Here is a 12,853-nt window from a genome sequence, read left to right as displayed (position 1 = left end):
ATCAACGTAATTGCGCTTGAGACGGAACAGATTATTGGCTAATGGATTCTAATTTGCCATTAATGATTGTCAAGCTAAAAGGTTGTTGAAATTTATCGTTTTGATAAACCCACACTTCGGGTTTTTGATTTGTGGGAACGGGTTGGTTGATATAGGTGTTGTTGGTTGTAGAAGGAGAGCCGCACGCTTGAAAGACCTGACTTTGATCATCCCCAATTTCAAAGCTTCCTCCTGAGCACATTGAAATGGCGTTAGAGCTAGAGCCATTAAATTTAATCGCTATGACTTTATTGTTCATGATGTCAACTTCTAAGTTGACCCCGCTTGGTCCTTGAGGAAGTGACCATTGATCATATAAATTCGTGGTGCCCCCCCAGGAATCAAACCCAGAATTTAATGAGTTATAAATTAATTGCGTTACGGGTACGCGCTTAGTTACCCGATCGCCTACTTGCCTATTCAATGGAGGGCCACAAGCAGCTAAGACTTGTTCAGCCGTCATGCCCACTTTGATGTAGGCGGCATGTGCTGGGCAATAAATCGTATCTTGTGCTAAGGTGGCCATAGGAAACAAAGATGCGACCAAGAGCAATAAAGATTTCTGCGTCATGATTTGCACCAAAAAAGAACTTATCCTCATTATAGCCGACATTCCGCACCTGCGTCTTATCCGCTTCAAATTTTCTCAATGTTTATCTAAAAAATACTGTGGTGCAGGATGGCGGTTGTCGCCAGAATGTATTTGTTTTGCTCTAAGATCCGAAGTTCCTAACTGGGATTCTTAAAGTAACGGAACAGGAAGTAAACCGCCAATAAAAAGGGTTAATACTTTTAAAACCACAATCACCAAAATAGGTGAAAAATCAAATCCCGAAATGTCTGGAATCACACGCCTTCCTAGACGGAGCAAAGGCTCTGTCAAAAGATATACAATCTCTGCAAGCGGGTTATGCCAAGTCGGATTAACCCAGCTCATAATGGCGCGAATAAGAACGGCGTAAAACAATAAATTACAAGGTTGAATAATTAAATCCGCGAGAATATATAAAATAAAAAATTCTATGGGCATTAGCGCACCGAAAAACATCAAGCTAAGCAACGCGATCTTAATTGCTTCAACGATCAGTAATATCATCATGGTTGCCCAATCATACCGGCTTCGACGTCCTTTATTAAAACCAAATAACCGGTTTATTGGGTTAATCAGTGGGTCGGTTAATTTATGAATGACTTGGCTAACAGGATGAAGTACGCTTACTCTTAAATACTGCAGCGCAATTCTTAACCACAATATAAATAAGACAAGGCTGAAAAATAAAGAAAATAAGAAATAACCAGCCGATAGCAATCCGCCCATTATGTGTTCTCCAAGAAATTAAGTGTTTTGATTGGTATTCATTAAACCCAGTTCTTTTGCACGATTGTAAGCTGCTTTCATGGCAAGAGAAATAAGGTTACCGAACGCTTGTTGCTTAAATACTTCAAGAGCCGCGGCTGTGGTGCCTCCTTGGGAAGTAACGTGTTTTCTTAAGACAGATAATTCAAGATTTCCTTGCTCAGCTAACTCCAGTGCGCCTGCAACGGTTTGCATTGTGAAGGTTTTGGCCGTTTCTTTCTCAAGGCCCAAAGCACAAGCCGCATGGATCATTTCTTCCATAAACAGAAACACATAAGCTGGACCACTGCCAGAAAGAGCATTAAACGCATCCATCGCCTCTTCTTCCATAACCCATGTTGTAAGCCCAGTGGCGTTGAATATAAATTCTGCTTGTTTTTTTTGAGCTAGGGTAACTTGAGGGTTTGCGACTAAAGGAGTCGCGCCTTTACCAACCGATGAAGCGATATTTGGCATAGCACGGACTACAGCAAGCTTTTCATTAAATTGATTAAACCAAGAGAGCGGAATGCCGGCGGCAACGCTAATTACTAAGGCTTTAGGTGGAATCATCGCAATGATCTCTTGCATTACACTTTTCATCATGACAGGCTTTACAGCAAGGATGACAACATCTGCTTCAGGTAGAAAAACTAAATTATTTGAATGAGTGTTTATACCTTTGGCTGTGGTTCCATTGGATAAAGAGGGCGAGGAAGCCGAAAGCTTTATTGATTTTTCATTTAAAAGGCCGTGAGCAATCGCTTTAGCCATATTGCCGAATCCTACAAAAGTAATATTCATGGTCGTTTTCCGAAAATGGCTTGTCCAATTCGAACGATGGTGCTGCCTGCGCGAATAGCCGCAGGGAAATCATGACTCATCCCCATAGACAGCGTATCCATATTGATTTTAAATTCTTGATTCAGGGACTGTAACAAATGATGGACACGAAGAAAACGTTCGTACTGCTGATTTTCATCAAGCGATGGTGTTGGAATAACCATTAACCCTCGCAACTTAAGACGCGATAAGCGTAGAACCTCGGCTACAAGCTGTGGGGCTTCTTCAGGAGGGATCCCAGACTTAGTCGCTTCATTGTCCAAATTAATTTGTAGGCAAATATTTAATGCATGCTCAAGCGTTCTAAACTGATTCAATGCTCGTGCAATCGAAAGGCGGCTGACACTGTGTACCCAATCAACATGTTCTGCAATTTCTCGCGCTTTATTGCTTTGAATATGACCGATAAAATGCCACTGAATATCCAACGATGGCAACGCGTTAATTTTAGGAAGGGCTTCTTGCAAATAATTTTCGCCAAAATCGCGGATCCCTGCGTAGTAGGCACGCTTAATGGCATCAACGGTTTGGCCTTTACTGACGGCTAGTAGCTTTATTAAATCTGGGGAACGCCCCGATGCTTTAGCTGATTCGATAATCGCTTTATTTATTTTTTCGATTTGAAGTGTGATGGTCATTTAACCACCTAAAGTATGTTTCAATCCATAAAGAATCGCAGATAGTGCAATAATACCAATGAAGGCAGTAAAGAGATTAGCCAACGGTTTACGGTATTGCTTCATGCTCGGGACCATTTTGATGGCATACATCGGCATGATAAATAAAAACACAGCAATGATGGGGCCGCCTAACGTTTCAATTAAAGTCAAAATATTGGGATTTATGGTTGCAATGACCCAACAAGCTAAGATAATAAATAAATCAATTCCGATATCCAGAGTGTGGTTCGATAAGGTTTTGCCTCGCATTTTTAAAGATTTATTAATCATACCAGCAAGACCTTCACTCGCACCAAGGTAATGACCAAGATACGATTTTGCAATCGCTAGAAAGGCAATAATGGGAGCAATATAAGCAATTAAAGGCGTATGAAAATGATTAGCGAGATAAGATAAAATCGAAATATTTTGCTCTTTGGCCTCAGCAAGATTTTCTGGGGATAAACTTAAAACGCAGCTAAATACAAAAAACATGACGGTGATAACCATCAAAAGGTGCGTTGTTTTTAATATACCCGTGCTTTTTTTTGCTGCATCATGGCCATATCGTTTTTTTTGACTTACTGCAAAAGACGAAATAATAGGAGAATGATTAAATGAAAAAATCACCACCGGGATTAGCAGCCATAAAGACATCATTAAGGATTTAATCCCACTATGGCCTTGGGGATGATAATGAAAGATAGCGCTGTTCCAGTGCGGAACCAAATAAAGCGACAACATCACCAGAACTATGATGAAGGGATAAACTAAAAAGCTCATGGCTTTAATAACCATATGTTGACCCATTCGAATAATGAGCATCAAACCAATAACCAGCAGTAAAGAAATTAAGGCACGTGGAGGAGGAGTAAGATGCATTTGATTGGCGATGAAGCTTTGTGTGGTATTCGTTAAAGCCACGCTATACATCAATAAAATCGGAAAAATGGAGAAAAAGTAAAGGTAGGTTAAAAGTTTACCTGCTTTTTGACCAAAGTGTTGATCAACCACATCCGTGATGTCGGGGTGATCCCCTGAGCCTGATAAAACAAAACGACATAATGCTTGGTGAGAGAAATAAGTCATGGGGAACGCAAGAAGTGTCATAATCATGAGGGGGAGTAAGCCATTCAATCCGGCATCAATTGGAAGAAATAATGTCCCGGCTCCAATTGCCGTTCCATAAAGGCTAAGCACCCAAGTGGTATTATGCTTGCGATCTGAGTCTATTGTATTAGTAGATACGGGTATTGCAATCGTAGCATCCGAGGACATAACATAAACCCCAATTTTTTATTTAAATTGAGCAACTTATTCTGAAAAAAAAGAACTAAATTGCTGCTATAAATACGAGACAATCTAATATTTTAACACAGTGTCTTCAAAAAAGTCATTTTTTGCAAATGGTTGGTCTACCATCTAAGCATATTTTTTCGGACGTTACTAGTGATCATGGTTAAGTTTTTTAGCCAAATAAATATAGGCTTACTCAGTTGCTGATGATTAATTTTTAGGCTAATCTTTGAATTAGCATGTTAAATTAAAGTAATAGGTCTCGAATGGATATAACTGAATTATTGGGATTTGCAGTAAAAAATAAGTCTTCTGATTTGCATTTATCAGCAGGTATGCCTCCAATGATTCGTGTTGATGGTGATTTGCGCAAAATTAACGTTCCACCGATGGACCATAAAGATGTCATTAAAATCATTTATGACATCATGAATGATAAACAACGCAAAGATTATGAAGAAAAACTAGAAACCGACTTTTCTTTTGAGATTGCGAATTTATCTCGATTCAGGGTCAACGCATTTAACCAGGCTCGGGGTGCGGCGGCGGTATTTCGTACGATTCCTTCTAAAATTCTTAGTTTAGATGATTTAAACTTGCCTAGTGTGTTTACCGATATGGCTTCTTACCCTAAAGGGTTGGTGTTGGTAACCGGGCCAACTGGATCTGGAAAAAGTACAACACTAGCTGCGATGATCGATTTCATTAACAGCACACGTTACGATCATATTCTTACAGTCGAAGATCCTATTGAATTTGTCCATCACAGTAATAAGTCGTTAGTGAATCAGCGTGAAGTTCATAAAGATACCTACAGTTTCAGTGCGGCACTTCGCTCGGCATTAAGGGAAGACCCAGATGTAATTTTGGTTGGGGAGTTGCGTGATTTGGAAACGATTCGCTTGGCGATGACAGCGGCTGAAACAGGCCACTTGGTTTTTGGAACCTTGCATACCAATTCTGCAACAAAAACCATCAACCGGATTATCGATGTTTTCCCCGGAGAGGAAAAAGCCATGGTCCGTTCCATGTTGTCTGAATCCTTACAAGCAGTAGTCGCTCAAACTTTATTAAAAAAAGTGGGTGGAGGTCGAGTAGCAGCGTTGGAAATTATGATATGCAATTCAGCCATACGAAATTTAATTCGCGAAGATAAAGTGGCTCAGATGTACTCATCCATTCAAACAGGGCAAGCGCAAGGCATGTTAACCTTAGATCAACACTTATCCAAATTGGTTTCGGATAATTTAATTTCCAGAGATACGGCCAGAGCTGTGGCAATGAATAAAACCATGTTTTAACTTAAATTCACATGCCAATGAAAAACAAAGATCATTGAACAGCGGAATTCAAAATGGCCGGTGGAGGCCACGGGCAAGCACTGAATCTTCAACAATTTCTGCAGCCGGCACGAATCTTCCACGTTCTGTGGCTTATCCACGGAATCTAGGAGTACTGCGCTAAAACACTAGCTAAGCCGGTGCAGGCGTTGAGCTTGAATGGTTAAACGTTCCCAGAAATTCGAAAATTAGGAAGATTTCTGAAGATCAAATAACTGACGAATGCCGGATTCTGCAAGCGCCAACATTTCATTAAGTTGCTCACGTGTAAATGCGCCATCTTCGGCGGTTCCTTGAACTTCAATGAACTGATTTTTATCGTTCATGACGACATTCATATCTGTTTCTGCCAATACATCTTCAGCATAGTCCAAATCTAAAACAGGCTGTCCACGGTAAATACCAACAGAAACAGCAGCCACATAATGAAATTCAGGTTTTTTGCGTAATTTTTCACGCGATATCATCCAGTCTATTGCATCTTTCAATGCCACACAGGCCCCCGTTATGGCGGCTGTTCTGGTACCTCCATCTGCTTGGATGACATCACAATCTAAGGTAATGGTGCATTCACCTAAGGTTTTTAAGTCAATGCAGGTGCGTAAAGAACGACCAATTAAGCGTTGAATTTCTAGCGTACGCCCACCTTGTTTGCCTTTAGCCGCTTCACGCTCTGTTCGGCTATGGGTTGCGCGTGGCAACATTCCGTATTCTGCCGTAATCCATCCTTGATTTTTTCCTTTTAAAAACCGCGGTACTCCATCGGTTACCGATGCGGTACAAAGCACACGAGTGTTACCAAATTCAACTAAAACGGACCCCTCGGCATGATGAGTGAAATTTCGAGTTATTTGGATGTCTCTTAATTGATTAACTTCACGATTGCTAGGGCGCATAATAATTCCTTGAGAAAATGATAATACTTCGCGCGGCCAAAAACCGCAGAGTTGATCGCGCGGAGCGTAAGTATATACCAATATGGAATGAGGATGAAGCATAGGATTTTGTCTTTGAATGTCTCTAAGAGGCAGAACAAGTTGAGGCAATGCAAGTCATTTGAACATTCCGACCTTGGGTTTGTTTTTTTACAAATTTCCGGTATAGTCGCGCAAACTTTAATAAGCTTTTAAAGATATGACTCATAGTATGACCGCCTTTGCCAGAGTGCAAAGCCAAGTGGATTCTACCCTTATTTGTTGGGAATTAAAGTCAGTTAACCATCGTTATTTGGAAGCAAGCTTTCGACTTCCAGAATCTTTTCGTAGCCTAGAAATCGCCTGTCGCAATGCGTTTCGTGGAAAAGTAAGCCGCGGTAAGCTCGATTGCCAGCTTAAGCTTGATTATGCACCCGGTGCAGAAAAGACTATGATTATCAATGAAGCGCTTTTGAAAGCACTCATCAACGCTGGAAACGAATTAGCAGAACATCAGCAACTTGCAAATGATCTAACGGTAAGCAATCTATTAGCTTGGCCGGGTGTTGCAGAGTTGAGCCAACCCGATCGCGAAATGCTTTCCCATGAAGTCGTGCGTTTGTTTGCTTTGACTCTTGATGAGCTTATAAAAGCAAGACACATTGAAGGAAAAAAATTAAGAGAATTTGTTGATTCACGTTTGACTTTACTGGCTGCTGAAGTGAAACACGTTGAAGGGTTAATTGAATCGATTGCGACTCATGCGCGAGAAAAATTACTTGGTCGTTTAGAATCGCTTCAAATGAATGTTGCAGATAGTCGGATCGAGCAAGAAATTGCTTTAATGCTGGCTAAACTGGATGTAAGTGAAGAATTAGACAGGTTAAATGCACATATCGCCGAAGTGTCCCGAGTATTAGCTACTCAAGAAGCGGTTGGTCGTCGGCTTGATTTTTTAATGCAAGAGTTAAATCGTGAGGCGAATACGCTAAGCTCCAAATCGGATTCAGCGGCATTAACACAGCATGCAGTAGAAATGAAAGTATTAATTGAACAAATGCGCGAGCAAATACAAAACATAGAGTAAGCGATCATGGCTGAACAGTATTCGGGTAGTTTATTCATCGTTGCAGCGCCCTCTGGAGGCGGCAAAACAAGCTTAGTTAAAAAGCTTATTGATGAACTAAATGACATAGAAGTTTCTATCTCACATACGACGAGACCGCAGCGCCCAGGAGAAACTCATGGCGTGGATTATTTTTTTATTGATCAAAACACATTTAATGAAATGATCCGTGAGCAAGAATTTGTTGAGCATGCGCATGTGTTTGAACATTCTTATGGTACGTCAAAAGCACAAATACACGATCGGTTACAGGCTGGAATTGATGTGGTGTTGGATATTGATTGGCAAGGCGCAAAGCAAATTAAGCACATCTTCAAAGACGCTGTTGGGATTTTTATTGTCCCGCCCTCACTTGAAGCGTTGAAACAACGCCTTTTTGATCGTAAACAAGACAATCAAGAAGTCATTGCTGCACGCATGAATAAAGCAAAAGATGAACTGAGTCATTATCATGAATTTGATTATTTAATTGTGAATGATCAGTTTAAAAAAGCGGCCGAGGAGTTGAAATCCATTGTCATTGCACATCGCTTGCGTCTAAAGCGACAGTCAGTACAACAAAGAAAACTACTTTCTTTATTGTTGACATCGCAGTAGAATATAATGTTGTCTATTTATATCATTTGTTGGGAGAGGTTACATTATGGCACGAGTTACTGTTGAAGATTGCTTGGAACAGGTTAACAATCGCTTTGAACTAGTGATGTTGGCGACAAAAAGAGCTCGTGATATCGCAGTACGAGGTGCTCAGCCAATGGTTGAGTGGGAAAATGATAAGCCAACGGTTGTCGCACTTAGAGAAATAGCTGACGGTTTAGTCTCTTCTGAATACCTCGAAAAAGAATAATTTTTACTCCCCCCATCGTCATGTTGAAGCGGTTCTCGTTTTTCAACGTGACGATTATTGCATAAGCGCAGGAGAGCCGCGTGGATTACTTTAAGGAATTGCAAGAAGAGCTGCAGTGCTATCTTGAGCCTGAATTTATTGAAAAATGCCACCAAGCCTTTCAGGTTGCAGAAAATGCCCATAAAGGGCAAATGCGACGATCCGGTGAGCCTTATATTTCTCATCCTGTAGCTGCGGCTCTAATTTTAGCCAAAATGCGTTTAGACTATCAAACAATTATGGCTACTTTGTTGCATGATGTCGTAGAAGACACTTCATTGAGCCAGGCTGATCTGATTAAACAATTTGGTGAGGAAGTCGGAGCCTTGGTGGATGGGGTGACGAAATTAACCCAAATTAAATTTGAATCCCGTGCCGAAGCGCAAGCAGAGAATTTTCGTAAAATGGTCTTGGCTATGGTCAAGGACATTCGCGTTATCATTGTCAAACTCGCCGATCGCCTTCACAACATGAGCACGCTTGGCGTAATGCCTAGAGCGAAGAAAGAACGAATTGCCATTGAAACACTAGAAATCTATGCGCCAATCGCCAATCGTTTAGGAATGCATTCGATATATATTGGCCTTGAGGATCTAGGTTTTAAAGCCCTCTACCCAATGCGCTATCGTGCGATAAAATCAGCAGTCGAAAAATCGCGTGGTAATCGTCGTGAAATTACCCAACGCATTGAGCGCGATTTACAAGAAGCGTTAGATAAGCTCAATATTCCTTATGAACATGTATTTGGTCGTCAAAAGCATTTGTATAGTATTTATCGCAAAATGAAGCAAAAAAAAGCGTCTTTTGCTGAAATTACGGATGTGTTTGCGTTTCGAGTCATTACTGAAGATATTGATGCGTGCTACCGCGTTTTAGGTGCTTTACATCAAACGTATAAACCTGTGCCACAACGCTTTAAAGATTATATTGGGATCCCCAAAGTCAATGGTTATCAATCACTTCACACCACACTATTTGGCCCTTATGGTGTACCTTTGGAAGTGCAAATTCGAACCCGTGATATGGATAATGTGGCAGCAAATGGGGTTGCTGCGCATTGGATTTATAAATCCTCTGGACTTGAGGTAAACGAAGCGCAACTTCGTGCCCGAGAGTGGGTGCAACGTTTATTGGAAATGCAACGCTCAACAGGCAACTCGTTGGAATTTATTGAGCATGTGAAAATTGATTTATTTCCAGATGAAGTCTATGTTTTTACCCCCAAAGGGGAAATTATGGAATTGCCAAAGGGCGCGACGCCGGTTGATTTTGCTTATTCTGTGCATTCTGATGTAGGCAATAGCTGTGTGGCTGCCAAAGTAAATCGCCGTTTAGTTCCCCTCAGTATTCCTTTAACAAATGGTCAAACCGTTGAAGTGATCACAGCACCTGGGGCCCATCCAAATCCATCTTGGTTAAACTTTGTGGTAACCGGCAAGGCGCGCAGCAATATTCGTAATTTTTTAAAAGGCCAGCAACACGCTGAGTCCATTGTATTGGGCAAGCGATTACTCGAGCAAGCCTTTGCAGAATTAGGAAGTAACTACTCGAAAATTCCCGAGGACTCACTTCATGCCTTATTAAGTGATCTAAATTATAAATCGATTGACGAGCTACTCTATGCCATAGGCATTGGAAATCAAATGGCAATGGTGATCGCTAAGCGGTTAGTGGTGGCACAAGAAAGTGGCGATTTAATTAAATCCACCAAGACGCGTCCTTTAGCGATTAAAGGTACGGAAGGGATGGTGGTGCATTTTGCAGAATGTTGTCAACCCATACCAGGCGATAGCATTGTAGGTCGATTCCAACAAGGACGAGGAATTTTGGTGCATACAAGTGAATGTCCTACGATTAATCAAGCCAAAATTAATCCTGAACAATTTATTTCCTTGCGTTGGGATGAAGAAGTCAAAGGAGAGTTTTGGGTCGATGTCACGGTTGAAGTGATGAATAAGCGAGGCGTATTAGCGGCGATGGCAACGGCAATTTCTGAAGCACAATCGAATATTGGAAACATTAATGTTGATCCCCGAGATGGACGTTATAACGCCGTCACCTTCTCTTTAAGCGTCCACAATCGAACCCATCTCGCAAAGGTCATGCGACGCTTAAGAGCAAACAAAATGGTTATGCGGCTTTATCGTAAAAAATATGGTGAGTAAATGAAAGCAATTAAATCTGAATTAGCCCCTGAAGCGATTGGGACGTATAGTCAAGCGATTCAATCTGGTCAGGTTGTGTATCTATCTGGTCAAATCCCATTGGATCCAAACACGATGCAATTATGCAGCGAAGAAATACGTGCTCAAATTAAACAAGTCATTGAAAATTTAGCGTTTGTTTGTGAAGCGGCTGGTGGTAGCTTAGCAAATATTGTGAAATTAAACGTGTATCTCACAGACCTAACTCATTTTCCTTTAATTAATGAAGCCATGACGCATTATTTTTCTGAACCTTATCCTGCCAGAGCAGCAATTGGCGTTGCAGCCTTACCTCGTAATGCCCAGGTAGAAATGGATGCGATTATGGTGCTTTCTAACTAAACTTAATTTATGAGTATTTTGTCGTTTCATAACGTAAGCCTTAATCTTGCCGGTAAGCAAATTCTAGATAATGCGAACTTACAAATTCAAGTTAACGAGCGTATTGCACTCGTAGGTCGTAATGGCGCGGGTAAATCCACTTTATTAAAGTTATTGCTTGGAGAACTGGTTCAAGATAGTGGACAAATTCAAAAGCAAAGTGGGCTTAAAATAGCTGGGCTTTCACAAGAAGTTCCAACGAGCCGCGACGAGTCGGTCTATCATTTTTTAGTTCACCATCTTGGTGAAAAAGGCGAAGCAATTGCGGGCTTTCATGAAAGCAGCATTCGCGGTGATGCGGATAAGATAGCCTATTATCAGCAGCAGGTTGATCAATTCCATGCTTGGGATTTGCTGCCCAAAATTGATGCCTTGGCCTCGCATTTAGAATTAAATAAAGATGCTTTGATGAGCGAATTATCAGGCGGTATGAAGCGACGTGCTTTATTAGCTGCGGCATTAATTGCTGAACCTGGTTTATTAATTCTAGATGAGCCCACAAACCATTTAGATATCTACACCATTGAATGGCTTGAAGCTTATTTAAAACAATACAACGGCAGTTTATTGTTAGTGACTCACGATCGCGCGTTTTTATCCCAAGTGACCAAGCATATTATTGAAATAGACCGTGGCCAATTAAAGCGCTATGAATGCGATTATGAAACGTACTTAGATCGCAAAGAAGCGGCAAGGTTAAGTGAAGAAAAACAAAGTGCGCTTTTTGACAAACGCTTAAGTGAAGAAGAAGCTTGGTTGCGACAAGGAATTAAAGCAAGAAGAACTCGAAATGAAGGACGCGTACGCGCTTTAAAAGCGATGCGAGAAGCTTATAAAAAACGTCGAAATCCAACAGATAAAGTTGAACGTTTTGATCTTGAAGTAAATCGTTCAGGTAAGTTGGTGTTAGAGGCTAATCACATTCATTATTCTCTTCATGGAAAACCGCTTATTCAGGATTTTTCTTTATTACTGATGCGTGGGGATAAAGTTGGAATCATCGGGCCAAATGGATCTGGCAAAACTACGTTGATTCAGATCCTTTTAGGTGTAATTACTCCAGAAAAAGGTGAGCTTCGTCACGGAACTGCTTTAGAGGTCGCCTATTTTGATCAATTGCGACGTTCATTAGATCCCAACCAGTCGGTAATGGCAAATGTTGCAGAAGGGGCGGATTACGTCACCGTCAATGGCAAGCAAAAACATGTTGCTTCTTATTTAAAAGAGTTTCTATTTCCAACGGAAAGTTTTACCCAACCCGTTTCAACCTTGTCCGGTGGAGAACGGAATCGCCTACTGTTAGCGAAATTATTTGCAAAGCCCGTGAATCTTTTAGTCATGGACGAACCCACCAATGACTTAGATCTGGAAACATTAGAGTTATTAGAGTCTATGCTGATGGATTATCCTGGAACTTTATTGCTTATAAGCCATGATCGTACCTTTATTAATCACGTGGTGACGAGTGTGTTGATTTATGAAGGGGATGGTCATTTTAATGAATACGTAGGTGGGTATGATGATTATCAGCAACAGCGAGCAAAAAAACAAGCGCTTAAAAAAGAAACGAATGAGCCTGTCAAGCAGAGATCAACTCAAAAACTAAGCTTCAATGAGCAGCGCGAACTATCCAAGCTACCGCAGCAAATAGAAACCTTAGAACAAAAAATAGCAAACTTACAAGCTAAAATGGCTATGCCATCATTCTATCAGCAGGATACCGAGACCATTGCCCAAATCAGTCAACAACTCACTCAAGATGAAGCGCAATTAGCGTTTTTATATCAACGTTGGGAAGAACTGGAAGAACGCACATAATCATAAATTCG

General features: G+C 41.0%; 13 protein-coding genes. 7 read left to right on the top strand and 6 right to left on the bottom strand.

The annotated features are described in order from the left end of the window. Nucleotides 1–31 precede the first annotated feature (31 nt). The 5 genes from E1O41_RS07675 to E1O41_RS07655 form a co-directional block, all read right to left on the bottom strand. On the bottom strand, nt 32–610 hold the full coding sequence (locus E1O41_RS07675) for a DUF2845 domain-containing protein (protein ID WP_165481146.1): 579 nt from the start codon (nt 608–610) through the stop codon (nt 32–34). Between the two features lie 171 nt (nt 611–781). Continuing rightward, nucleotides 782–1,357 carry a YggT family protein gene (locus tag E1O41_RS07670; RefSeq protein WP_131776727.1) on the bottom strand — a complete coding sequence of 192 codons (576 nt, stop codon included), beginning with the start codon at nt 1,355–1,357 and terminating at the stop codon, nt 782–784. An 18-nt stretch (nt 1,358–1,375) separates the two neighbouring features. Further along, nucleotides 1,376–2,179 carry a pyrroline-5-carboxylate reductase gene (gene proC, locus E1O41_RS07665; RefSeq protein ID WP_131776726.1) on the bottom strand — a complete coding sequence of 268 codons (804 nt, stop codon included), beginning with the start codon at nt 2,177–2,179 and terminating at the stop codon, nt 1,376–1,378. Then, a complete protein-coding gene (locus E1O41_RS07660) occupies nt 2,176–2,856 on the bottom strand; it encodes a YggS family pyridoxal phosphate-dependent enzyme (protein WP_131776725.1) in 681 nt (226 codons plus the stop codon). The genes proC and E1O41_RS07660 overlap by 4 nt, the downstream gene beginning before the upstream one ends. Next, a complete protein-coding gene (locus E1O41_RS07655; RefSeq protein WP_131776724.1) occupies nt 2,857–4,155 on the bottom strand; it encodes an SLC5/6 family protein in 1,299 nt (432 codons plus the stop codon). A gap of 284 nt (nt 4,156–4,439) precedes the next feature. On the opposite strand from E1O41_RS07655, the gene E1O41_RS07650 reads away from it, so the two are divergent. Continuing rightward, nucleotides 4,440–5,474, top strand: a complete 1,035-nt coding sequence (locus E1O41_RS07650) for a type IV pilus twitching motility protein PilT (protein ID WP_131776723.1) — start codon at nt 4,440–4,442, stop codon at nt 5,472–5,474. Between the two features lie 227 nt (nt 5,475–5,701). Here E1O41_RS07650 and rph read toward each other — a convergent pair whose 3' ends face one another. Beyond that, complete coding sequence (gene rph, locus E1O41_RS07645; protein WP_131776722.1) at nt 5,702–6,409, bottom strand: ribonuclease PH; 708 nt, start codon at nt 6,407–6,409, stop codon at nt 5,702–5,704. Nucleotides 6,410–6,647: 238 nt separating this feature from the next. Between rph and E1O41_RS07640 the strand changes: the two genes are divergently transcribed. From E1O41_RS07640 to E1O41_RS07615, 6 genes are all read left to right on the top strand, one after another. Next, entirely contained in the window at nt 6,648–7,514 is an 867-nt protein-coding gene (locus E1O41_RS07640) for a YicC/YloC family endoribonuclease (protein WP_131776721.1), read from the top strand. Between the two features lie 6 nt (nt 7,515–7,520). Continuing rightward, nucleotides 7,521–8,150, top strand: a complete 630-nt coding sequence (gmk, locus tag E1O41_RS07635) for a guanylate kinase (RefSeq protein ID WP_131776720.1) — start codon at nt 7,521–7,523, stop codon at nt 8,148–8,150. A gap of 46 nt (nt 8,151–8,196) precedes the next feature. Beyond that, the gene (rpoZ, locus tag E1O41_RS07630; RefSeq protein ID WP_131776719.1) at nt 8,197–8,400 is read left to right on the top strand and encodes a DNA-directed RNA polymerase subunit omega; all 204 of its coding nucleotides are present in this window, start codon (nt 8,197–8,199) and stop codon (nt 8,398–8,400) included. Nucleotides 8,401–8,480: 80 nt separating this feature from the next. Further along, the gene (gene spoT, locus E1O41_RS07625; protein WP_131776718.1) at nt 8,481–10,604 is read left to right on the top strand and encodes a bifunctional GTP diphosphokinase/guanosine-3',5'-bis pyrophosphate 3'-pyrophosphohydrolase; all 2,124 of its coding nucleotides are present in this window, start codon (nt 8,481–8,483) and stop codon (nt 10,602–10,604) included. Next, complete coding sequence (locus E1O41_RS07620) at nt 10,605–10,985, top strand: Rid family detoxifying hydrolase (RefSeq protein ID WP_131776717.1); 381 nt, start codon at nt 10,605–10,607, stop codon at nt 10,983–10,985. Between the two features lie 9 nt (nt 10,986–10,994). Next, the gene (locus E1O41_RS07615; protein WP_131776716.1) at nt 10,995–12,842 is read left to right on the top strand and encodes an ATP-binding cassette domain-containing protein; all 1,848 of its coding nucleotides are present in this window, start codon (nt 10,995–10,997) and stop codon (nt 12,840–12,842) included. Nucleotides 12,843–12,853 lie beyond the last annotated feature (11 nt).

This window comes from Legionella impletisoli (assembly GCF_900639875.1).
Classification (GTDB): Bacteria; Pseudomonadota; Gammaproteobacteria; order Legionellales; family Legionellaceae; genus Legionella_A; species Legionella_A impletisoli.
The sequence above is the reverse complement of the archived record's forward strand: the minus strand, read 5'-3'. Positions and strand labels throughout refer to the sequence as shown.